This window comes from Klebsiella sp. V115_8 (genome assembly GCF_029967715.1).
Lineage (GTDB): Bacteria > Pseudomonadota > Gammaproteobacteria > Enterobacterales > Enterobacteriaceae > Klebsiella > Klebsiella quasipneumoniae.
This window is the reverse complement of sequence record NZ_JASCAR010000001.1, coordinates 192,766-215,683: the sequence shown is the minus strand read 5'-3', so window position 1 is coordinate 215,683 and position 22,918 is coordinate 192,766. Positions and strand designations below refer to the sequence as shown.

The following is a 22,918-nucleotide window of genomic DNA, read 5'->3' as shown; positions in this document are numbered from 1 at the left end:
ATCACCACATCAGGTCGTCGGGCACCTTAAAGTCGGCGTACGGATCGTCTTCATCCTGCTCATCCTGGCTCAGGGCGCTGTGCAACACGATGCTGCTGGCATCGCGCTGGGCAATTTTCTCTGCCACAATCGCCGGAATAATTGCATATTCCCCTTCAGGTTTGTTATCCACCGCCAGGCGGGCAATCGCCAGGCGACCGTTAATCAGCTGGGTTTGGGTGGTCTTGTCGACCATGATTTTTTTGATCAGATTATTATCGGTAAAGTTAAAGCCGATATCGCCCCGGGCGACCGTAATGCGGTTCATCTCAATCAGCTGCTTGACCTGAGCTTTATACTCTTTCGCCAGCACCGCCTGCTTTTGCTGCTCGCTGAGCTGTTTATCGCGCTCCAGCTGGGCTTTTTTATTCTCTTCCACCGCTTCCCGGGCCTCACGGGCCTGCACGCGGGATTTTTTCGCCGTTCTCTGGACTTTGGCCATTTTTTTGCTGCTGACCAGGCCGGCTTTGAGCATCTGCTCTTGTAAGGTAAGTTTTGTCATTTGCGTATCTGAAGCTTAGGAAACATCTGGCAAGTATACCTGCATTGGCGGAAACGACGCCAGACCCGCGGACGTACTGGGCCGCTGTGCCCGGTAGCGCGAGACTGGCCGGGGATTACTCCCGGGGCTGGAGCTGATAAATCCAGGCGCTGACCTGCTGTCCATCGTCGGTGGTCACCTCCACCGGCACCCGATCGTACCCCTCCTCAAAGTCGTCCAGCATGGGCCAGTGCGCCGCCAGCCGGTCGGACAGGAACAGATAGCCGTTGACCCGCGGGCCGTTGGCATCGAGGACGATCCCCGGAAAATCAGCAGCTGCGCCCCAGCCGCGCGCGTAAAAGGTACCGGTAACGTAGCCCGGACGCCACTCGCCCCCGATCGCCTCCAGAATATGCGCATTGCTGCGACCGGGACAGAGCGTCCCATAGACAAATAGCGGTTTCATTTTCTCTCTCTCTCGTTCGCCCTGATACCCGCCCCCAGCGGAGCGGAAAACCAAAATACGGGGTAATTCAGCGCCTGGCAATGGCCGGGTGGGGGTCAGGCATCTCTCTGATGCCGGGGGAGATTCAGGCGCCGGCGCTGTCGGTGGCATATTTACTGCAGTGACAATTTTAGTGTTGAGTTTTTTTTATTATTTGCAGGTGAATATAAATAATATTTAATAGCGAAATAATAAATGGACAGCTTATGGAATAAGCTGCGTGAATGGAATGAAGAGGAATTATAAAACTTCCTTGGGTTGAATTCAGATATTATTTAGGGCCAGGCGTTACCTCCCCTGGCTATTTCACTTTAAGATAAACCTCCCTTGAACAAAAAATACCATCTGATTTCGAAATTCTCGCGGGCAGGGGAGATATTTCCTTTCCTTGAAGCGGCAGGCAATCAATCGAGACGAACGACGTTCGGGAGAAAAACCGCTAGTGAGGAACAGGCCAGAGCAAATGCAGGGGCTGAGGCGAACGCAAGGTATATGAAGGATATCCCACCGGGCATTTGGTCCTGTCTGCAGACAGATGAAAGTGAAAGGCACAGGAGGTGCGATGAAGATTTTCCGCCCATTATGGCGCGATGGGGCTTTTCTGGTTCCGCAGCAGTTTCAGCAACAGGCCCGCTGGGACGCGCACGTCGCCGATACGGTCTCCCGCATGGCGCTCGCCCACCCCTGGGGGATATTGCGCGCGGAGTTTGACGCCAGCGCGCTCACCCTTTCCCGGCTCAACGCCACCCGGCTGATCGTGCGTTTCGCCGACGGCGCGCTGATTGACACCGAGCTGGCGGATATTTTGCCACCGGTCCGCGATGTATCGGACGTGATGCAGGACAACGTGGAGGTTCTGCTCGCTCTGCCGCTGCTCAGCGCCAGCGGCGGCAATCTTGATGACGGCCAGGAAAGCGCCCGCCCGCGCCGCTGGCGCGCCGAGCAGGTGACCGTGCAGGAGCTGGCAGGCCATGAACGCAGCGAGCTGGCCGTCCTGCGGCACACGCTGACGCTGCGTCTCTCCATCGAAGAAAACGCAGCCTTCCTAACCTGCCCGGTAGCGCGTCTGGTACGCGACGCCCAGGGGCAGTGGATCTTTGACCCGAAATTCATCCCGCCGCTGCTGTCGCTGGCCGCAAGCCCGACGCTGGTCAGCGAGCTGGGCGAGCTGCTACATCGCCTGCAGGCCCGACGCAGACGCCTCATGGCCATGCGCCGTGAAAGCAATGCGCGGATGGCTGATTTTGCCGTGGCGGATGTTTCCCTGTTCTGGCTGCTCAACGCACTGAACAGCGCCGAGCCGGTGCTCAGCGAGCTGCATCAGGACCCTTCGCGCCATCCGGAGCTGCTCTATCGTGAACTGGCCAGGCTGGCCGGCAGTCTGCTGACCTTCTCTCTTGAACATCATCTGGACGCGATCCCCCGCTACCGGCATGCCTCGCCGGAGCAGGTATTCCCTCCGCTGTTTGCCCTGTTGGATACGCTGCTCGAAGTCAGCTTGCCCTCAAGGGTGATCGCCATCGCGCTGGAGCAGGGTGCTGACCGGGAGATCTGGCGGGGGAGGCTGCACGATGCACGGCTGCGCGAGGGGGCGGATTTTTATCTGTCGGTGCGTTCTTCACTTCCCCCTCACCAGCTTCAGAGCCGCTTTCCGCAGCTCTGTAAGGCGGGTAGCCATGATGATGTCGCCGAGGTCGTCAACATTGCCCTCAGCGGCATCGCGATCAAACCGCTGAGCCATGTGCCGGCGGCCATTCCGCTACGTCTGGAAAACCAATATTTCGCTCTGGATCTTTCCACGGATGCCGCCCGCGCGATGCTGGAGGCTGGCAACTGCACCTTCTATACCCCGGAATCGCTTGGCGACGTGAAACTTGAACTCTTTGCGGTACTGCGCTCATGAATATCTCTGAAAGCGATCTGATCAACAAAACCTTTTACCCGGGCTGGCTGATGGTCAGTCAGTTACGCTGCGGCCAGCCGGTGACCGATGGCGAGGCGCTCTATCGTCAGGCTTGTCGATGGGTGACCGAGGCGCGCGAGGCGCTGGCGGCGGCAGGCGTCAGTGAAGCCAGCGCTGAGCAGATGCTCTATGCCTACTGCGCGCTGCTTGATGAGAGCGTCCTTAACCGCGCCAGTCAGGATGATGGCTGGCGCAGGTGGCGCAAGGATCCGCTGCAGGCGCGCTTTTTCAGCACCCTCAACGCCGGGGAAGAGCTCTGGGAACGGATCCGCCAGCTGCTACGAGAGCCCGCGGCGGATGCGGCAGTGCTGACCTGCTTCTTTCGTACTTTGCAGCTGGGGTTTGTCGGAGAGTACCGCGCCCAGGATGACGAACGGCGTGAGGATGTAGCGCATGCGCTTGGCGCGCGGGTTCCGCCGTTCAGCCTGACCCAGGAGGCGCCGGTGGTGGTTCGTGCCTCCCGGCTGCGCAGCGGACGGCGGATGTACTGGTGCGGCTGGGCGGCTGGCATTGTGGCGCTGGCGGCGCTGTGGTTGACCTTCTCCTCCATGCTGTCACAGATGGTGGCGCAGATAGCAGGGCAGGGATAAGAGATGCGTGATAACGCCCGGCGTCTGCTTACGATATTGACCGTCATCCTGGCCCTGTGGCTGGCGCTGGGCTTCTGGCCGCTGTCCATCGGCAACCAGGTGATATTCAGTCTGTGCATCCTGCTGGCGGGCAGCGCGGCGCTCTGGCGTCAGCGTCGCCGGGCAGTCAGCCGTCAGCGACCGGAAATCGTCCTGCCGCCCGAGGATTTTCAGGGGGCAGTGGTTCTGGTCTGCGGGGATACCGACGGTCTGTTTCCCGGGCGTTCGGCGCACTGCGAAACCCGTCACGGCTGGTATCTACGGGGAGACAGCGCGGAGCAGTTGCCGCTGCTGGCGCAGTACCTGGCGGCGGCGCGTCCGGCACTGGTATCGCAGGTTTCCGTGCTGCTGGCGGTGGTACCGGAGCACCACACCACCGGGGAGCACCTGGTGCAGTCGCTGTGCGACTGGCGGCGGAGTATTGTTCAGTGCCGAACCTGGTTAAACGGTCTGCCGCCGGTGTGGAGCGTGTTCTGGGTGACGCCGCCAGGCGGCCAGGTAGAGGAAAACCGCTGGTTTACCGTCACGCCGGAGAGGCCTGGTCTCCAGGTGCAGCAGAAAGGACAAGCGCCCCAGTCGGTTGCCGAGTGGCAGCGGGAGGGCAGACCTGATTCACGCCTGTATCAGACGCTGTGGCTGGAGAGCATTCTGACCTTGGCCGAAAACGCTCTTTTCCGGCCATTCCGCGCCCGGCAGGCGGAACTTCCTCCGCTGAACCTGTGTGCCGTGGGCATCTGCCTGACACCGATGGTAGCGGCGGCAAATAACCTCTGGCAACAGCAAATCGCCGGGATCACCACGCTCTCCCCGGGCAACGCCGCGGCGCCAGGTCCTCACCCGCTGCCGGATCTTCTTCTGTCAACACTGCCTCACCGCCACGGGGTCAGCCGCCGGATGCGCGCTGCCGGTCTTGCCGCTGGCATGGGCTTCCTCTTTCTGGCGCTGGCGATGCTGGCTTCCTTTATCAACAACCAGCGCCTCGTGCGCAGCGTCGGCGATCATCTGGCGGTCTACCACCGCCTTAGCGGCGCGCCGCCGACGCCGAAGCTGCAGGCGCAGCAGCGTCTGCGTGCCGACAGCCGCCTGCTGGATGACTGGCTGCGCCGGGGAGAGCCGCTGCGTTACCGGCTGGGGTTGTATCAGGGATTGCGGCTGATCCCCTTCGTGGAAGCCGCGATCAATGACTGGGCGCCGCCCCCGCCGCCGCGTCCGGTCATTAAGCAGGTTGTGCAGGGGCCGCAGACGATCCGCCTCGATAGCATGGCGCTGTTCGATACCGGCAAATCGACGCTGAAACCGGGTTCGACAAAGCTGCTGGTGAACTCGCTGCTGGGCATTAAGGCGAAACCCGGCTGGCTGATCGTGGTGGCAGGCCATACCGACAGCATCGGCAACGATAGATCCAATCAACAGCTCTCTCTGAAGCGTGCCGAGGCGGTCCGCGACTGGATGCGCGATACCGGCGATGTGCCGGAGAGCTGTTTTGCGGTGCAGGGCTACGGCGCAAGTCGTCCTGTCGCCAGCAACGAGACGCCAGACGGGCGGGCGCAAAATCGCCGGGTGGAGATCAGTCTGGTCCCGCAGAAGGACGCCTGTCTGACGCCGGGCACGGCTAATACGTCAGGAGCCGGGGCTGACGCCTTAAAAAACGAAACCGAGTAACCCGCGAACCCGATCGCGGACGTTGAACAACAACATTATGCCTGCCTGACCCTGTGCGCTACGGGTTCCTGATAAACAGGAAACAGCGATGGGCGGTAGCGTGCCTGCAGCCAGTCAATCTTGTCGGCAAGTGGGGCCTCTGCGGGGGTGAAGTGCGGGACAGTGGGATGGATAAAGGAGATCTGCATCGACAGCGCTAAGGACATTGCCAGAGAAATGCTGGCAGCGTTAAACGTTGAAGGCTCCGGTTTCTGTGTGCTTTTTTATTTCTCAGTAAGTGAAAATAAATATCCCTGGGGTTGCCTTTTAGTAATGAAACTCCTGGTGGGGTATCTGATATATCGATATGCACTTAAATATATTTATGAAGAATGAGATGATTATCATTAAACAAAATTAAACCGTATGGCCTGTTAATCGATGTTTGATGGTCATTACTGCGGAGTAAAACAGGAATATAATGGATACCTCTTCAATAATTACCGGCACCACCCTCAACCGTTACCAGCTGGATATTCCGTCATGTACTGCATCGCTGGATGTGGAAGAATTCAGCGGTGAAGAAAAACTCAGTGAAACGTATCTCTGGACAATTTATTTCACCAGCACGGATAAAAATATCGACGCCAGCCAGTTACTGAGCAAACCGGCGACGCTGACGATGGGCGGCGGCATATTACAGAGCCTGACCGAATGCAAACGGGTGCATGGCGTGGTCACGCATTTTGAGCGTATCAGTGGCTCTGCCGACCAGGCAGAGTACATGATAACCCTCGAACCCTTCCTCTCGCTGCTGGACAAACAGTTCCGCACCCATCGTTTCTTCGTCAATAAATCGGTGCCGGAAGTGGTGGAGCAGGTATTGCAGGAACATCACCTGCATGACTGGGAGTATGAGTTTAATCTCAAGCAACACTATCCGCGGCGCGAGCAAATTAATCAGTATCAGGAGAGTGACCTGGCGTTTATCCAGCGCCTGCTGGCAGAGGTGGGGATATTTTATTTCTTCACCCTGCAGGAAGAGGCCCAGAGCGAAGTGGTCAACTTCGCCGACGCGCAGCGGGCGCTGATGTTCGATAAAACACTTCCTGTAAACAGCCCGTCCGGGATGAGCGACAGCGGTACGGAATCGATATGGGGTCTGAGCATCACGCATAACGTCGTAGAGGCGAACGTCACTACCCGGGATTATAACCCCCGCGATGCGCAGAGCGTTCTCCAGTCGGCAACAGCGGATATGACCCGGGGAAATGGTGAAGGCATCACTTACGGAGAGGTATACCACTATAAGCTTCGCCACCGGGAGCGGGGCGATAAAATCGTCCCGCAGGCGGAGACCGCCAACTTCTATGCCCGTCTCGACCATGAGCGTTTTCTCGCTCGCCAGACGCTGATTACCGCGAGCAGTACGGCAGCCTGGCTGACGCCGGCCCAGGTGCTGACCGTTACCGACAGCCTCCCACCGACCCTGCCTGCGCCCGTGCAGGATCCGCTTTTAATCACCGGCACCGGTTTTACCGCCAGCCGCCGGGAGGCGCTGCGGGTGTCCCTGCTGGCGGTGCCCTACAGCGAAACATTGTGCTGGCGTCCGCCGCTGCTGCCGCGCCCGAAGGTGACTGGCACCATGACGGCGCGGGTGACCAGCGCGAAGGCGAATGATATCTACGCCTGGCAGGATGCGTCCGGCCTGTACCGGGTGAAATTTGACGCTGACAGAGAGGAGAAAGGGCAGGGTCAGGAAAGCATGCCGGTGCGTCTCGCCAAACCCTACGGCGGCGACGTGTACGGCTTTCACTTCCCGCTGGTCCAGGGCACGGAGGTGGCGATTGCTTTCCACGAAGGCGATCCTGACCGGCCGTACATTGCGCATGCGCTGCACGACTCGCGGCATGTCGACCCTGTGACGGAGAAAAACAGCACCCGCAATGTGATTCGTACTCCGGCCAATAATAAGCTACGAATGGAGGACAAGCGCGGCGAGGAGCATATCAAGCTCAGCACCGATTACGGCGGCAAGACGCAGCTCAACCTGGGGCATAATGTGGATGCGCAGAGGGAGTTGCGGGGCGAGGGGTTTGAGCTCCGGACCGATAAATGGGGGGCGATACGGGCTGGGAAAGGGATCTTTATCACTGCAGATAAACAGTCAACCGCCAGCGGCAAGATACTTGCAATGCAGGGTACCCTGGACAGGCTTAAGCAGGCAGGTGATGAGATGGACTCGCTATCTCGTGATGCCCAGTCGGCTAATGCCGACCCTGCCCAGGTTGAACAACAATTAGCTTTTATGCGTGAGCAAATTGATCAGCTACGGGAGGCGGTTGCCGTGCTCAGCGCACCAAATGGTGTGGCTCTCGCCAGTGGCAAGCATCTGCAACTAACCGCACGTCGCAATCTGATGATCAATGCCGGGACGAATGCCGATATGGGCGTAATGAAACGGCTGTTTATTGGTGTGGGGGAAGGACTTAGCCTGTTTGTCCGAAAGCTGGGGATGAAATTAATCGCCAATCAGGGGCCCGTGGCGATTCAGGCGCAAAACCATCAGTTGCAGCTCCTGGCGCGCAAGGATCTTGAGATTGTCAGTACTGATAGCGAAATTCACATTGTGGCAAAGAAAAAAATCATCATTAACGCTGGAGGAAGCTATATCACGCTCGATCCCTATCGGATTGAGCTCGGTACTGGCGGTGATGTCGACGTCAAAGCCGCGGATTTTTCCTATAGCGGACCCGCCAGCATGAAGGCCGATCATCCAGATTATCCGCCGCTTCAGTCCACGGTAAGGCAATCGTTGAATCTGAACGTGGCGCAGTCGCCAAATGCGTCGGAAAGCAGCTGGGCCGGGATGCCATATACCCTGTATGCCGATGGCGCACTGTTGAAACAAGGGGTACTGGATGAAAGAGGTCAGATATCAGTCGATCACCAGGTCGTGACCAGAAGTTACAAGCTGGAGATGGCTAATGGCGTCAGCTATCAGATACCTGTTGCCGAAGCGTACAGTCGCCCTGAGCAGGGTGAACTCGCTAATCGCGGTTTTCACCACCATACCTCACAGGCCGATGCTGATATTAATCCCCCCGCCTCACACACAGAGCATCGTAGTCTGTATGCCGAACTGCTTGATGGCCCCGGTGATAAGGAAAAAAGCGAATGAGCCAGCCCGATATTGTTGTACCCGTTGCGACGGTTGACACCAGCCAGTGCATGATTACCGCGCCCTGGTTTGTTCAGGATACGGAATATCCGCCGGCGCTGGCGACCTACAAACCGCTGGTGAATGGTGAGGAGGCTTTTGCCGCTGTTTATCATGCCATCGCGAACGCACAAAAAACGGTGGATATCATCTGCTGGGGATTTCAGCCTTCGATGTATTTTATTCGTGATGGTAAGTCGCTGTGCATCGGTGAGTTGCTTTGTAAGATTGCGGAAGAAAAGAAAGTGCAGGTGCGTATTCTGGGCTGGGAAATGCCCTGTAATGCCGCCGGTGGGGGAGGAGAGGCCAACTTACCAGGTAAGGGAGCTATTCGCTATAAAGACCGGAAAGGCCAAAGTACTACGGATGAACGTTATGCCTATGACCGACAATGGTTCAGTCAGTATTCTCTGTCAGGGGAATGGTCCGATCATCAGTTAAAAAAGGGACAGGCCGGGATAGCGGAAATTGCTTCCGCACCCATAGCGCAACGACAAGAAAAATTAAGCTCCCTTTCTCCTTTGTTTGTCGGGCGCGGGTTTAATTTCCTGGAGAGAGCTGAAATTGCCTATCGCGCTGCGAATATGGCGCTTGATCCAGATATCAGCCCTGACACGTTGCTTACTCTTGCTGGTACCGTGACCCATCATCAAAAAACGGTGCTGGTTGATTATGAACTGCCGGAGTCTGCGGTTGGTTTTGTTATGGGTCACAACATGCTTGATGAGTACTGGGATACGGATAAACATTCAGCACTGTTTCGCCCGGGCAACAATATGGATCCCCGCTTAGGCGCTAACGGTAAGCTGCCGCGGCAGGATATCTCCAGTCGGGTAACCGGCCCAATTCTGGAGCATCTGCATCATAATTTTGCCATGGCGTGGGAGAAGGAAACCGGTCAGGATCTGCTGACTATTCGTGATAGCGTGTCCATCGCGAAAAAGCTGAAACTGCGTGCGCTACACGGTACGCCGGTGATGGCGCAACTGTTGCGCACTCAGGCGCAGGCAGGAAAGCATGATATTGAAACGCTTTATCTGCAGGCCGTAAATAATGCGACGCAGTTTATCTATATCGAAAATCAGTATTTTCGCTGGCCGCCGCTGGCAGAGTTAATTAATCAGGTTGCGGAAAGGCAGAGTAAAGTGGGACGCGAACTGCATTTGTTTGTTGTGACTAACGTAACCGATGAAGGCATTGGGGCGGGTACGGTGAATACCCAGCGGATGCTTGAGGTGCTGGGTCGGGCAAACATTATCCCTGAAGTGACAAAACTGCGTAAGATCGGACAACTCAGCAACGCAACGTTCGGTGGTTCTGTTGGTTATATCGACCCCGGAGATATCAATAAACGTAATCGCGAGATGAGTGAGAAAATTGCTGATTTTAAAAAGAAGGCCGATGAAATTCAGAGCAGTGAAATCCTGCCGGAGGAACGCCCCGGACTGAAGGTTCATATCTGCTCGCTGGTGGCTCCGGACTCACCACCGGAGGAATGGGTGCCGGTATATATTCACTCGAAGCTGATGATTGTGAATGATGTATTTACCACCCACGGTTCAGCAAATATCAACACGCGCAGTATGCAGGTGGACAGTGAAATGAATATTGCCCATGAATGGGCCAGCGTGACGCGGGATTTACGACGGCGGTTATGGAATATGCATACTAACGGACGAGGGGGGCAGGATGAGGCGAAGGATGCTTTTAAGGCCTGGGGATATCTTATTAACACCAATGAAAAACTACAGGGTACAGGAAAAGACAGACCTGAAGCTCCACTGATTAAGTTTCTGTACAACAAATCAACACTGAGCGATCTGGACTGATGAAAAGACTTTTAATTGTATGTTATCTGTTACTGACCGCCTGTGACCAGAACAATACCCACAAGGACGCGCCGATGAACCCGCTAACCGATATCAATACCCGCCTGGCGTTTACCTGCAAATACCAGATTATTCCTGAGGCGTCTGCGGATACCGATGTCCTGTTTAAATATGCCCGCTGGCGGCAAAAAAATAGCCTGATTAACCGGGATAAAACGGTGGATGCGGAAATTGCCCGTCTGTACCGGATAGCGGCAGAGAACGGCCATTACAAGGCCAGTATTAATCTGCAGAACGGCGCGCTGCGCGGGCGCTTTTCGCTGAGCAGCCATGAACGTCTGCGCCTGAGTCAGCAACTGATTGATGCGAAGGTGGCCGCCGGCTACTACTTTATTGCCATCTATCTGGAGCACGGTGCGGCAGGACTGGCGCAGGACCCGGAGATGGCGCTGCGTTACTATCGTAAGGCGGCAGATGAAGGGAATCCTCAGGCGCAGGCTTTTTTAGGCGAAAAACTATTTCCGGCCAAAAGAGCTCCTCAGGTAGCCATGCAGATGTTTCGATGCGCGGCCCTACAAGGTGAGGGAAAAGCGGCTAATTCGTTAGGAATTATGCTAACAATTGATCAGAAATATCAGGAGGCTGTAGAAGCCTTTCAGTTAGGAGTCGCTGCTGGTGATGAAACATCTTCCTATGCATTGGAAAAAGGATTTGCAGGCCCGGCACCGACCGACAGGCTGTACTATCTGGCACTGGAGAAAGACCCGGAGCGTGCCCGTCGTTATGAGCAGATAGGTGCTGTGCTGGCGAAATACTCATGGGCCCATCCTGTCGTCCCGGAAATCAACGATATCGTGCCGCTGCCCCCGGCGCCGCTGCCGGAATGGGACGGTAAGCTGAAGTGGCTGGAGGAATGGGAGGCCAATATCCCGCCGCCAGTGCCTGATGCAGCGCTGATAGAGAAACTGGCGCAGGCGAAACAGCTGAACCCGGCGACGGGCAGGCCGCTGCCGACATCACCGGACTTTGAGAAGGACAGCGTGGCGCGGCTGCAGTGCCGCAGCGGCGAGCCCTGCCCGCAAAGCGGCTACTGGCAGCCGGCGTGGCGGCCCCGTGAAGGGATGAGTGAATATACCATCCGTTACTTCCGCGAGGGGGACATCATGCCGGTGGAAAAGGTGACCTTCGTTCGGCCACGTCCCTGGCCGCTGCGTGACAGGCTGGTCGTGGAAGCGCAGGAGACGGTGTGGCGCCGTGTCGGCGAGGCATAAGCTCTGCAGATGAAAAGGAAAAGGAGAGCGTCAGGGAATGAAAGGGATAACGACATGGATAGTGCTGGGCAGCCTGCTGCTGTCAGGCTGTGACCAGAAGAGCGCCCATAAGGAGGCATCATCAGAGCCGCTGAGCGATATAAGCGCCGCCCTGGCGTTTACCTGTAAACACCAGATTATTCCTGAGGCGTCTGCTGATACCGATGTCCTGTTTAAATACGCCCGCTGGCGGCAAAAAAATAATCTGATTAACCGGGATAAAACGGTGGATGCGGAGATTGCCCGTCTGTACCGGATAGCGGCGGAAAACGGTCATTATAAAGCCAGTATTAATCTGCAGAATGGCGCGCTGCGCGGGCGCTTTGCGCTGAGCAGCCATGAACGTCTGCGCCTGAGTCAGCAACTGATTGATGCGAAGGTTGCTGCCGGTTATTACTTTATTGCCATTTTCCTGGAGCACGGTGCGGCAGGGCTGGCGAAGGACCCGGAGATGGCGCTGCGTTACTATCGTAAGGCGGCAGATGAGGGGAATCCCCAGGCGCAGGCGTATGTGGGGGATAAACTCGCTCCGATTGATATTGCGCCGGATATATCCCGTCAGATGCGTCGCTGTGCTGCTGAACAGGGAGATAGAGAAGTATCCAGTGATCTGGGTGTTAACCTGAAAAATAATAAGCGATTTCAGCAGGCAACTGAGGCATTCCAGTTGGGTGTGGCAGCGGGAGATTCAACCTCAGCCGGTTTCCTGATGCACGGATTTTCCGGACCTGAACCAATGGACAGGTTGTTCTATCTGGCACTGGAGAAAGACCCGGAGCGTGCCCGTCGTTATGAGCAGATAGGCGCTGTGCTGGCGAAATACTCATGGGCTCAGCCTGTCGTCCCGGAAATCAACGATATCGTGCCGCTGCCGCTGCCGCCGGCGCCGCTGCCGGAGTGGGACGGCAAGCTGAAGTGGCTGGAGGAATGGGAGGCCAATATCCCGCCGCCAGTGCCTGATGCAGCGCTGATAGAGAAACTTGCGAAAGCGAAACAGCTGAACCCGGCAACGGGCAGACCGCTGCCGACGTCACCGGACTTTGAGAAGGACAGCGTGGCGGCTCCGTAAAGGGCTGAACGAACGTGCCATCCGTTTCTTCCGCGAGGGAGACATCATACCGTTGGATAAAAAAAATCTTGTCCGCCTGCGCTCCTGCTCGCTTCGCGATAAATAGCTGCGGGGAGAGAGCTAGTGTTCTGGCGACTGACGGGCGAGGCATAAATCTCCTCTTACGGCGAGTTATCGCTGGCATTAATACCTATAAATTTAAGGACAAATCATATGCGTAAATTTTTAATCGGCTTTTTTATTTTCTTCTCAGGAATAGCAGCGGGGCAGTCTAATTTAGAAGATTTTAATCATTCTCCGAAGTGGGTGGATTCGGCTGGGCAAATAAATCCTGATCCGGGTTTGATGAAGTATTTTCAGAATATGAAATTTGTCTGCCATGACGCGTCTGGATTTACACCTAAAGAAAATAAGATTGCTGAAAAGGTGTTCAGTGAACTGGTTCAGTATACTTCTGAGGGAGATCAAATAAAGGGTTTCTGGAACAGTCCTGAACATAAGCAAAAACGTGAAGGACTGCTTGCAACAGCAATAAAAGCCGGAAGCTGGAAGGCCGCATATGTAAATAGTGTCTGGGCAATAAAATATCCGAGTGCGGAGACTCCGATAGAGGTTGCTTCCACCAAACTCCACGAACTCGTTTCTCGGGGCATCCCTATTGCTGCCTATAAATATGCGTCGTATTTGTTTGGTCGCGATTATGAAACAATGTACTACTTGTATGCTGAAGCCATCAAGCGTGGTAGTCCACAGGCCATGTCAGCAGTAGGGGGAACTATTGTTGTCAGGGTTCAGGAACTGCACCCATTAGGTAAGCAGTTACTGGAATGTGCGGTAGGGCAAGGTTATGCAGAGGCTTATGATCATCTTGGCTTGCTTGCCGATATGGAAGGCAGGAGAGTAGATGCCTATCGTTTGTGGGAAAAAGGCATTAACGAAGGATGTGAAGGCTGCATCAAAAAAATGAGTAATCTCGCTAAAGTTCGGCATGGTTATTCTGCGGATGTGCCGATGATGGAGTTGATGCCCGAACTCACAAGGATTAAAGAATTCAATGAAAATAATTTCTTCTATCAATTGACTGAATTGCCAGATTTCTATCGTCGTCTGCCGGATGAACTGATTTTCCATCTAAACGATTCCGAACTTTTAAGTCTGCTTAAGCTGGAAAAATTTTCTCGCGCGTTATAACTCTGATATTGAGAAAATGGCTGCGCAAAAAATTGCTAATTATCGCAGCTATTTATTTTCCTTAAATGCTACAAGGTAAATAAAGTTATGAAAGGAATTATTCGTACAGGCGATACGCATACCGGGGGCGGGAAAGTGCTCCGTGGTTCCAGTAATATGAAATTTTGTGGTATCGGCGTGGCGCGGCTGGGCGATCCCGTCAGTTGTCCGATCAAAGGCCATGGTCCGACGGTGATTGCCGAAGGGCACCCCACTTTTAGCGATCATGGTATACCGGTTGCGTTCCATGGCCACCGTTGTGCTTGTGGTTGCATATTGCTGTCGAGCCTGCCACAAGCCAGGGTGCGCTAACGATGCCTGTCGATTTAAAACGTATTCCCCCGCCTGCTCAACGGCCTCGAGCACCGGTGTGGTGGGTTTGGTTGCTGTTTTTGCTGTGTTGGCTGGCAGCAGGCACCTGCTGGGCCATTATGAGCAATACAGATAAACTCCAAATAAACACCGCGGATTTTTGGCAAACGGCGTTGATATTACCGGCATTACTCTGGCTTATTCTGCTGGCGTTGCGTATCGCCTGGTATAAAGGGTTACAGTCAATGGCTGATGGCTGGGATAACGATCGTGAACAGATTTTGAGTCGTGAAATCCAGAGAGGGCGGCGCCACCTGGCAATCCTGGGCGTGAGCTTACACACCGCATTACGTCTCCCGGATGATCGGGATGGTAAGGGGCAGCGAGAGGCATTACGAAACAATACTCCTGCTTTAAAAACGCAGCCTTCCTGGTGGAGTGACGAAGGTATACGACATAGTCGGCTGATACGTATCGGCGACGAAACGCCCGAACAGTTGGTTAGGCGCATCATGAGCAATACGTTGAATGAGCTGACTTCTGTACTGGCATCTGTTCCTGCAGAGATACCGCTGTCATTAATCATAGAGAGCGACAGCAGTCTGTCCGTCAGCGAGATACAGTCGATCTGGCGCCAGTGTTTGGCGAGCAGTCACATCCGGCAACCGGTGACGTATCTGGAAGGCAAAGGGCTGCAGATGATAGACCACTGGCTGGATCAGCCGATGACTGAGCCATCCCTGATGCTGATTGTGGCACTACAGGTTGCTCCCAAACAGGTTGAGGGAACGGCAGAAACGGTGGTTAGCCTGTTGCTTGCCAGTCCTCAGGTCGCGGCGGATCTTATGCCACTGGCGCTTCTCCACCGACCAGAGCAGGTGAAGGGGATAAGCCACGAGGCGTTTCATTATGCCTTTGCGCGCGCGTTTGACTGGGCCGCGTTACCCGCGGAGGCCGTGCCTGCCGGTTGGTTGGTGGGTATCAAGATGAACTATCATCAGCCCATCGCAACGGGATTGATCGCGTTGTCGAGCCCGATCAATATCGGTCGTGATCTCTACAACCTGGACAGTAGCCTGGGTTATCCAGGCGTCGCAGCACCCTGGGTCGCGATCGCTGGAGCAATCGTACGGTGCGGTGACGATAAATCTCAACTCATTGTGAGTGGCGACGGTTTTGCCAACCAACCATTATGGGCCACGGTGATCACCCCCTTACCACTATCATCAGAGCTTCACCAGGCCAGGCCCGTTCGCGCTGCCTGAGAGGCGGCAAGCCACGTGACTACACACTATCTCATCAGACGGTCATATCAGCCCCTGGTGGTGGGTCTGAATCTTTCTCGAATCTTCTTACTGCAGGAAATAAGGATGAATGCAACGGATAGCATATTGCGCTTAGGTAGCCGTTTTGGGGTACTGATGCTGATAGCTGGCGCAATGTTGTGGGGGATATATCACTATGGCGACAAGATTGGATTGAATACGCTGCAAGCGAAACTCTATTTCTGCCTGGGCTTAGGGATCCTTATTCTGCTTTTTCGTTATGGCGGCCGTATTGTGCAGTTCATACTCGGCCGCCATCTGAAGGGGCAGGGGGCGCCATTGACAAGTGGTCAGCATTTGAAGCCGGCTTCCCAGAGTCACCGCGCCGTTATTGAGATGAGGCAGACATTGCGTCGCCAGTATGGTCGCTTTGGGGCTGGCAAAATGACCATTCTGATGCTCACGGGAAGCGTGGCGGATGTTGAACGCCTTGCACCGGGCCTGAGTAGCCAGTACTGGCAGGAGAATGGAGACACATTATTGCTTTGGGGTGGGGAACCCCAGAGCGCGTCGGATAATGACTGGCTTTTTGCTTTGCGTAAACGCTTTCGCCCCCCTGTGAATGGGCTGGTGTGGGTCACTTCTGCGTTTGATCATCTGCCCGCAGCCAATCAGCACGCATCCCCCGCTTTGTTGTCCATGGAGGATATAGATAACATTGCCCATGATCTGGCTGAACGTTTCTCACTGCTAGGGTGGGCTGTACCACTGTATGTCTGGTCGCTGCATCCCCAGGCGGATGATCAGGCCGGGCGCATCGTGCAATCTGTCGGCAGTCTCTTCCCGCCAGACTGTCAGTCGTCGCAGATGCGCCAGTTACTGTCGGCGTTGCCTTCAAGACTGTTAGAGACTGGAGTACAACAGGTCACGGGTAACCCGCAGCATCATTTTCTTCTGGGTCTGGCGGACCAACTCACGCGGCAGCCGGAGCGGATTAGTGTTCCCCTGTCGACGTTTCTGGAACCTCATCGTGCGTTACCGTTAGCCGGCGTTGTGTTCAGCCCGTCATCGCCGCAGGCGTCGCACAGCCTGAAGCATCATTGGCGCCACGATAAACGCTGGGACGTGCTACTGGAATCTCTCAGGGCATCCGGCTTAAAAGCACGAAAGACCGGCTTTCCCTGGCGAAGAGCTGTCTCTGCCTCCGCCGTCGCCCTGATGTTACTCTGGGCCGCCACTCTGCTGGTCTCTTTTATCGCCAACCGCGAGCTGGTGGCGATCGCACAGGAGCAGGTGCGGCAGGCCTCAGCGGAGAAACAGTCGCTGGCCGTACGCCTGCATGCGCTCTCCGCGTTACAGAAAACGCTTTCTCAACTGGAATACCGCTCGCAGCACGGCGCGCCGTGGTATGCCCGCGGCGGTCTCAGCCAGAATGATGACCTGCTGGCGGCGCTGTTTCCGCGCTACGGAGAGAGGGCGCAGCCGCTGCTGCGCGATGCGGCGGCGGAGCACCTTCAGCGGCAGCTGAACGCCTTCGCACAGCTGCCGCCGGACAGCCCGCTGCGAGAGAAGATGACGAAAACCGCTTACGGACAACTGAAACAATATCTGATGTTGACCCGCCCGGAAAAAATGGGCGCCGCGTGGTTCGCTACCACGCTGATGCAGGACTGGTCGCAGCGCTCAGGCATCGCCGACGGCGTCTGGCAGGGCAGCGGTCCTTCGCTACTGGCATTTTACGCTGCCAGCCTGGCGTCGCATCCGCAGTGGCGTCTGCCTGTCGATGACGGTCTGGTCAGCCAGGCGCGCACACGGTTAATTCGCCAACTGGGCCAGCGCAACAGTGAGTCCACGCTTTATCAGAAGATGCTCGCGCAGGTGGCGAACCAGTATGCGGACTTGCACCTGGCGGACATGACCGGCGACACAGACGCGTCGCGCCTGTTCACCACCGATGAGGTGGTGCCGGGGATGTTCAGCCGGAAAGCCTGGGAAGAGACGGTGCAGCCGGCCATTGAGAAAGTGGTCGCGGAACGCCGCGATGAAATGGACTGGGTGCTGAGCGACGCGAAGCAGCCTGCCGCGCAGTCGACGTCGCCGGAAACTCTGCGAGCCCGGCTGGCGGAGCGTTATTTCGCTGATTTTAGCGGCGCCTGGCTGGATTTTCTCAACAGTTTGCGCTGGCAGCGCGCGGCGACCCTCTCCGATGCCATCGACCAGCTGACCCTGATGGCCGATGTGCGCCAGTCGCCGCTGGTGGCGCTGATGAACACCCTGAGCGTGCAGGGGCGAACCGGCCAGACCGGGGAAGCCATCGCCGATTCGCTGGTCAAATCGGCCAGGCAGCTGTTCAACCGTGACAACCCACCCGCCATCGATCAGCAGTCCGGCGCGCGCGGTCCTCTGGATGCAACCTTCGGGCCCGTACTGGCGCTGCTGGACAATCGCGACGGCGGGACGCCCACCAGCCGTCTTAGCCTGCAGACCTTCCTGACCCGCGTCACCCAGGTGCGTCTGCGCCTGCAGCAGGTCACCAACGCCACCGACCCGCAGGCGATGACGCGCCTGCTTGCGCAGACGGTGTTCCAGGGCAAGGCTGTGGATCTAACCGAAACGCGCGACTACGGCAGCCTGGTGGCGGCGGGACTGGGCCAGCAGTGGAGTGGTTTTGGGCAGACGCTGTTTGTTCGCCCGATGGAGCAGGCCTGGCAGCAGGTGCTGACCCCGGCGGCGGAAAGTCTCAACGCCCAGTGGCGCAGCGCGGTGGTGGAGGACTGGAATAGCGCTTTTGGCGGTCGCTACCCCTTTAAAAATACCAGCAGTGAAGTTTCACTGCCGCTGCTGGCAAAATATCTCAATAGCGAGACCGGACGCATCGCCCGCTTTCTGCAGACCCGGCTAAACGGCGTACTGCATAAAGAGGGGAGCCGCTGGATGGCGGACAGTATCAATGCCCAGGGGCTGACGTTTAACCCGGCCTTTCTGCAGGCGATGAATACCCTGAGCCATCTCTCCGACGTCGCGTTCGCCAACGGCGAAGCGGGATTGCATTTTGCGCTACGCCCCGGCACCGCGGATGGCGTGATGCAGACGGAGCTGGTCATCGACAGCCAGAAACTTGTCTACATGAACCAGATGCCGGCCTGGCGGCGGTTCAGCTGGCCCGCCGATACCGAAGCGCCGGGCGCCAGTCTGAGCTGGATCAGCACCCGGGCGGGCACCCGCCAGTATGCAGATCTTCAGGGGGCCTGGGGCTGGATCCGCCTGCTGGATAAGGCGGTGGTCAGCGCTTACCCCGGAACGAGCAGCAGCTGGAGCCTGAGCTGGAAAGCGCCGGATGGTCTGTCGCTGAACTACACCCTGCGCACCGAGTCGGGGGAAGGACCGCTGGCGCTTCTGGCCCTGCGAAACTTTACGCTACCGGAGACGATATTCAGCGTGCGCGCGCCTGCTGAGCGTGTTCCGCTGACCGACGATATACCCGGCGAAGAGGGATACTGAAACCGCCTCCCTCACTGATTGGCGTTGACCTGCGACGCCGGGCCGCCTCTGCTCATGGCCCCCGGCGGTAAACGAATCTGCCCGCGCAGCCATGCTGCGTGTCTCCCTGAAGACGAATAATGGAATAGTCATAATGGACGATTTAACCCTGCGATATTTTGACGCTGAAATGCGCTACCTGCGTGAGGCGGCAAAAGCGTTCGCGCAGGCTCACCCCGACGGGGCGGCGATGCTGGATCTCGATAAAGCCGGCACGCCGGACCCTTACGTTGAGCGCCTGTTTGAAGGCTTTGCCTTTTCCGTAGGTCGCTTGCGCGAAAAAATTGATGATGATCTGCCGGAGCTGACCGAGGGGCTGGTCAGCATGCTGTGGCCGCACTACCTGCGCACCATTCCATCGCTATCGATCGTGGCGCTGACCCCAACGCTGCCGGCGATGAAGATGGCGGAAACGGTGCCCGCCGGGTTTGAAATAAGCTCCCGCCCACTGGGGCCGAAAAATACCGTGTGCCGGTACCGAACCACCCGCGATCTGACGCTTAACCCGCTGGCGATAGAGGAGGCGGTGATGATGGCAGAGCCGGACGGACGTTCGGCCCTGCGGCTACGATTCGCCTGTAGCGAGCTGGCAGACTGGTCGCAGACCGATCTCCGCCGCCTGCCGCTGTACCTGGGGGAAGACGCCGTTACCGGCAGCGCTCTTCATCTGTGGCTGACCCGACGCCAGGCCGCGCTGTACCTGCGTCTGCCAGGGCAGGCGGAGCGGGTAAGTCTGGACGGCTATTTTTCGCCGGGGGGATTTAGCGAGGAGGATCGTTTATGGCCGAAGGGGGAGAGCGCTTTCAGCGGCTATCAGCTGTTGCTCGAGTACTTCACCTTTCGCGAAAAATTTATGTTCGTGCAGCTAAATGGTCTGGAAAACATGACGCTACCGGCGGGGATAGCGCATTTCACGCTTGAGGTGGTGTTCAGCGAGGTCTGGCAAAGCGATTTGCCCGTCAGCGCAAGCAGCCTGCGCCTGCACTGTGTGCCGGTGATTAACCTGTTTACCCTTGAGGCTGACCCGTTAACCATCAGCGGGCTGGAGAGCGAATACCTCCTGCGTCCGAAGCGCCTGCAGGACGGGCATACCGAAATCTATTCTGTTGACAGCGTGACCGGCTCCGGGCGCACCGGGGAGGCACGCTATGTGCCTTTCACCCGCTTTCGTCACCAGGGCGGGATGATGCGTCGCCATGCGCCGGAACGCTACTACCACACCCGCGTCAAGCGGGGCGTCACCGGCATGCACGATACCTGGCTTATCCTCGGCGGGCAACAATGGGAGGCCGACCGGGCGCTGGAGCGGGAAACGGTCTCCTTGCGCATCACCGGCACTAACGGCCAGCTGCCGCGCCGGGCGCTACAGAGCACGCTGCTGGATCGCTGTGAGTCGATATCAGCCACGCCGCTTACCGTCCGTAATCTCTGTAAACCCACGCTGCCGGCATATCCCCCGGCGGAAGACCGCTACCACTGGCGGGTCATGAGCCATCTGGGCACCCGTTTTCTCAACATGATGAGCAGCGCCGAGGTACTGCGCGGTACGCTGTCGCTCTACAACTGGCGGGAGGATGAGCTCAATAACCGTCGTCTGGACGCTATTCTGGCGGTCAGCCATCACCGAATTCAGCGTTTCGAACAGGGATTCCTGCTGCGCGGGCTGGATATCGAAGTGACGCTCGACGGCAGTGGATTTACCGGCATGGGGGATGTCCATCTGTTTGGCGACATGCTCAACCGCTTTTTCGCACTGTATGCCGATATGAATCAGTTCATCCAGCTGACGCTCATTGTTCAACCTGAAGGGAAATGTATCCGGTGGAAAGAGAATCACAGTCTGCGCCTGCCCGGCTGATGGCGCAGCTCCGGCCTCAGTTGCCGTACATGAATTTTTACCGCTTCTGCCAGTTGCTGGAGGAGAACCATCCGAAGGCGCCGATCATCGGCAGCGGCTGGCTGGTGGGTGATGAACCCATACGCTTTCGCCCGCATCCGGGGATGGGCTTCCCGGCCGGCGAAATCCGTGGAATGGACGATCCTGACCCGCCCCGGCCGCCGGCGGTTCGCGTTGCTTTTATGGGTCTCTACGGCGTGGAATCCCCGCTACCGACACACTATAGCGATGACATTGCGCAACGGCGGGAAGGCGTCGAGGCGACCGAGGATTTTCTCGATATCTTTAACCATCGGCTGATCGCCCAGTATTACCGTATCTGGCGCAAATATTCCTACCCGGCAACCTTTCGGGCGGGTGGCACGGACAACACCTCGCAGTATCTGCTGGGCCTGGCGGGGCTGGGTATACCGGGATGTGCCGCCGTTGCCGCAGCGCCGCTGTCGCGATTTCTGGCGTTGCTGCCGGTAATGATGCTGCCGGGGAGATCCGGGGAAGGCATGGAGGCGCTGGTGGCGCTCCTGGCCCCGGGGACCCGGGCGACGGTGTACCACCACGATCCCTGCCGGATCCCCTTGTCGCAGCCGTTAACGATGAGCATCCGCCAGCCGGTTAGCCTGCAACACAGGCCAGTGATGGGAACTCACGCTACGGATGTGAACGGTCAGGTGTTGCTGCAGCTGGCGACGGAAAAGCCTGATGAGGTCCGCGGCTGGCTGCCCGGCGGCGAACTGTTCAGCGACCTGATGGCGCTCCTGCACGTCTGGCTCGGATCTCATCTCGACGTGCGGCTGCAGCTTTGCGTCGCCCGCCATTTACTGCCGAATGCGCAACTTTGCTGCCAGCAGGCGCATGCCGTCCAGCTCGGGAGAACGGCTGTGCTGCAACCGCTGGATGCGCAGAAGCAGGCTGACGACAGGATCACGATTTATCTGGGGCGCTATCAGCGCGTCCGGGAAAACCTCCACCGCAGGGAGAGCGATGAAGATGGCGATTACCGCAGTTAAACCCTCCGCCACGTTACTGGCATTCCTCATGGTCACCCTCTTAACCGGCTGCGGCCTGACGCAGACCGTAAAAGACGGCGCCGTTTCCGTGACCCAGTCTATTTTTTACCCCCAGGTGAAAACGCTTCATCTGGATCTTCGCGCCCGGGAAGGCGTGAATAACAACGCCAAAGGCGCCTCCCTGGCGACGGTGGTGCGTATTTACCAGCTGAAGGACCGGCAGGCGTTTGACAATACTGACTACCCGTCGCTGTTTGCCGGCGATGGCCAGGCGCTGCAGGCGGACCGGGTGGCGGAAAAAGATATTCGCCTGCGTCCGGGCGAATCGGTGACCGTTGATATGCCCATGGAAAACAGCGCGCAGTTTGTGGCGGTGGCGGCCATGTTTATCGATCCAGACCTGACGCTAAATAGCTGGCGGCTGGTACTCACCCGGGACGATCTCGACCCGGCGAGACCGCGCATTATCGAAGCCAGCCAAAATCAACTGACGCTGCACCCGCTTAAGGAGAAGTGAAATGCCTCGTCCTTCCCTGTACGACATCCTCTACGGCAATTTCGCCGGCGGGCTGGAGTTGAACAACGTCAGCGAAACGGATCAGGTCATCCTGTCGGTGCTCGATAACATGCAGCGCATCCTCAACTGTCGGGCCGGAACGCTGGCGCATTTGCCGGACTACGGCCTGCCGGATATGACCGCTATCCTCCAGGGCATGCCGGCGTCGGCGCATCAGCTGATGAGCACGCTGACGGCGGTGTTGCTGAAATACGAACCGCGCCTGCAGCGGATCGCGGTGGTGATGCTCGATCAGGATGCGCCCGGCGAACTGCGCTATGCCATTGATGCTGAGCTGAAGGATATCGGTCTGGTACGTTACGGTACAGAGTTTATGCCTGAAGGCAGGGTGTTGATCCGCCACCTTAAACGTCAGCAGTACCTTGACGCCCGCTCCGCCCTCTAATCTCTCGCTGAAAGACATC

General features: G+C 57.3%; 17 protein-coding genes and 1 pseudogene. 16 read left to right on the top strand and 2 right to left on the bottom strand.

What is annotated here, in order from left to right; translation table 11 throughout:
* Position 1: 1 nt before the first annotated feature.
* Positions 2-541, bottom strand: a complete 540-nt coding sequence (locus QLG03_RS01020) for a DUF2058 domain-containing protein (RefSeq protein ID WP_023290173.1) — start codon at positions 539-541, stop codon at positions 2-4.
* Between the two features lie 115 nt (positions 542-656).
* Positions 657-986, bottom strand: coding sequence for a gamma-glutamylcyclotransferase family protein (locus tag QLG03_RS01015; RefSeq protein WP_032453325.1), 330 nt, complete (start codon positions 984-986; stop codon positions 657-659).
* Positions 987-1,587: 601 nt separating this feature from the next.
* On the opposite strand from QLG03_RS01015, the gene tssK reads away from it, so the two are divergent.
* The 16 genes and pseudogenes from tssK (at position 1,588) to tssE (ending at position 22,899) form a co-directional block, all read left to right on the top strand.
* The gene (tssK, locus tag QLG03_RS01010) at positions 1,588-2,928 is read left to right on the top strand and encodes a type VI secretion system baseplate subunit TssK (RefSeq protein WP_087848634.1); all 1,341 of its coding nucleotides are present in this window, start codon (positions 1,588-1,590) and stop codon (positions 2,926-2,928) included.
* Positions 2,925-3,578, top strand: a complete 654-nt coding sequence (gene tssL / locus QLG03_RS01005) for a type VI secretion system protein TssL, short form (RefSeq protein WP_101990265.1) — start codon at positions 2,925-2,927, stop codon at positions 3,576-3,578. Before tssK ends, tssL begins: the two co-directional genes overlap by 4 nt.
* A gap of 3 nt (positions 3,579-3,581) precedes the next feature.
* A complete protein-coding gene (locus QLG03_RS01000; protein WP_255987895.1) occupies positions 3,582-5,279 on the top strand; it encodes an OmpA family protein in 1,698 nt (565 codons plus the stop codon).
* A 186-nt stretch (positions 5,280-5,465) separates the two neighbouring features.
* Positions 5,466-5,589, top strand: a pseudogene (locus tag QLG03_RS00995) (hypothetical protein).
* A 150-nt stretch (positions 5,590-5,739) separates the two neighbouring features.
* The gene (gene vgrG / locus QLG03_RS00990; RefSeq protein WP_110237376.1) at positions 5,740-8,439 is read left to right on the top strand and encodes a type VI secretion system Vgr family protein; all 2,700 of its coding nucleotides are present in this window, start codon (positions 5,740-5,742) and stop codon (positions 8,437-8,439) included.
* On the top strand, positions 8,436-10,307 hold the full coding sequence (locus QLG03_RS00985; RefSeq protein WP_255987894.1) for a phospholipase: 1,872 nt from the start codon (positions 8,436-8,438) through the stop codon (positions 10,305-10,307). Before vgrG ends, QLG03_RS00985 begins: the two co-directional genes overlap by 4 nt.
* Complete coding sequence (locus QLG03_RS00980) at positions 10,307-11,578, top strand: DUF6396 domain-containing protein (protein ID WP_282473556.1); 1,272 nt, start codon at positions 10,307-10,309, stop codon at positions 11,576-11,578. The genes QLG03_RS00985 and QLG03_RS00980 overlap by 1 nt, the downstream gene beginning before the upstream one ends.
* 265 nt (positions 11,579-11,843) lie before the next feature.
* Entirely contained in the window at positions 11,844-12,686 is an 843-nt protein-coding gene (locus tag QLG03_RS00975) for a DUF6396 domain-containing protein (protein WP_282473555.1), read from the top strand.
* A gap of 213 nt (positions 12,687-12,899) precedes the next feature.
* Complete coding sequence (locus tag QLG03_RS00970) at positions 12,900-13,877, top strand: hypothetical protein (RefSeq protein WP_255987889.1); 978 nt, start codon at positions 12,900-12,902, stop codon at positions 13,875-13,877.
* 87 nt (positions 13,878-13,964) lie between these two features.
* Positions 13,965-14,228 (top strand): PAAR domain-containing protein, encoded by a 264-nt coding sequence (locus tag QLG03_RS00965; protein WP_072413362.1) that lies wholly within the window; start codon positions 13,965-13,967, stop codon positions 14,226-14,228.
* A 119-nt stretch (positions 14,229-14,347) separates the two neighbouring features.
* Positions 14,348-15,493: a hypothetical protein gene (locus QLG03_RS00960; protein ID WP_102006249.1), complete on the top strand. Its 1,146-nt coding sequence runs from the start codon at positions 14,348-14,350 to the stop codon at positions 15,491-15,493.
* Positions 15,494-15,598: 105 nt separating this feature from the next.
* Positions 15,599-18,994, top strand: a complete 3,396-nt coding sequence (locus QLG03_RS00955) for an ImcF-related family protein (protein ID WP_255987886.1) — start codon at positions 15,599-15,601, stop codon at positions 18,992-18,994.
* Between the two features lie 133 nt (positions 18,995-19,127).
* Positions 19,128-20,891: a type VI secretion system baseplate subunit TssF gene (gene tssF, locus QLG03_RS00950; protein WP_282473554.1), complete on the top strand. Its 1,764-nt coding sequence runs from the start codon at positions 19,128-19,130 to the stop codon at positions 20,889-20,891.
* Between the two features lie 29 nt (positions 20,892-20,920).
* Positions 20,921-21,937, top strand: a complete 1,017-nt coding sequence (gene tssG, locus QLG03_RS00945) for a type VI secretion system baseplate subunit TssG (protein WP_167878181.1) — start codon at positions 20,921-20,923, stop codon at positions 21,935-21,937.
* Positions 21,918-22,454, top strand: a complete 537-nt coding sequence (gene tssJ, locus QLG03_RS00940) for a type VI secretion system lipoprotein TssJ (protein WP_178944678.1) — start codon at positions 21,918-21,920, stop codon at positions 22,452-22,454. Before tssG ends, tssJ begins: the two co-directional genes overlap by 20 nt.
* Before the next feature lies 1 nt (position 22,455).
* Positions 22,456-22,899 (top strand): type VI secretion system baseplate subunit TssE, encoded by a 444-nt coding sequence (gene tssE, locus QLG03_RS00935; protein WP_023290156.1) that lies wholly within the window; start codon positions 22,456-22,458, stop codon positions 22,897-22,899.
* Positions 22,900-22,918: the final 19 nt, after the last annotated feature.

What these genes read in the sequence shown, in the direction of transcription:
- QLG03_RS01020 (WP_023290173.1), bottom strand. Translation starts at nt 541, where the DNA reads ATGACAAAACTTACCTTACAAGAGCAGATGCTCAAAGCCGGCCTGGTC.
- QLG03_RS01015 (WP_032453325.1), bottom strand. Translation starts at nt 986, where the DNA reads ATGAAACCGCTATTTGTCTATGGGACGCTCTGTCCCGGTCGCAGCAAT.
- tssK (WP_087848634.1), top strand. Translation starts at nt 1,588, where the DNA reads ATGAAGATTTTCCGCCCATTATGGCGCGATGGGGCTTTTCTGGTTCCG.
- tssL (WP_101990265.1), top strand. Translation starts at nt 2,925, where the DNA reads ATGAATATCTCTGAAAGCGATCTGATCAACAAAACCTTTTACCCGGGC.
- QLG03_RS01000 (WP_255987895.1), top strand. Translation starts at nt 3,582, where the DNA reads ATGCGTGATAACGCCCGGCGTCTGCTTACGATATTGACCGTCATCCTG.
- vgrG (WP_110237376.1), top strand. Translation starts at nt 5,740, where the DNA reads ATGGATACCTCTTCAATAATTACCGGCACCACCCTCAACCGTTACCAG.
- QLG03_RS00985 (WP_255987894.1), top strand. Translation starts at nt 8,436, where the DNA reads ATGAGCCAGCCCGATATTGTTGTACCCGTTGCGACGGTTGACACCAGC.
- QLG03_RS00980 (WP_282473556.1), top strand. Translation starts at nt 10,307, where the DNA reads ATGAAAAGACTTTTAATTGTATGTTATCTGTTACTGACCGCCTGTGAC.
- QLG03_RS00970 (WP_255987889.1), top strand. Translation starts at nt 12,900, where the DNA reads ATGCGTAAATTTTTAATCGGCTTTTTTATTTTCTTCTCAGGAATAGCA.
- QLG03_RS00965 (WP_072413362.1), top strand. Translation starts at nt 13,965, where the DNA reads ATGAAAGGAATTATTCGTACAGGCGATACGCATACCGGGGGCGGGAAA.
- QLG03_RS00960 (WP_102006249.1), top strand. Translation starts at nt 14,348, where the DNA reads ATGAGCAATACAGATAAACTCCAAATAAACACCGCGGATTTTTGGCAA.
- QLG03_RS00955 (WP_255987886.1), top strand. Translation starts at nt 15,599, where the DNA reads ATGAATGCAACGGATAGCATATTGCGCTTAGGTAGCCGTTTTGGGGTA.
- tssF (WP_282473554.1), top strand. Translation starts at nt 19,128, where the DNA reads ATGGACGATTTAACCCTGCGATATTTTGACGCTGAAATGCGCTACCTG.
- tssG (WP_167878181.1), top strand. Translation starts at nt 20,921, where the DNA reads ATGAATTTTTACCGCTTCTGCCAGTTGCTGGAGGAGAACCATCCGAAG.
- tssJ (WP_178944678.1), top strand. Translation starts at nt 21,918, where the DNA reads ATGGCGATTACCGCAGTTAAACCCTCCGCCACGTTACTGGCATTCCTC.
- tssE (WP_023290156.1), top strand. Translation starts at nt 22,456, where the DNA reads ATGCCTCGTCCTTCCCTGTACGACATCCTCTACGGCAATTTCGCCGGC.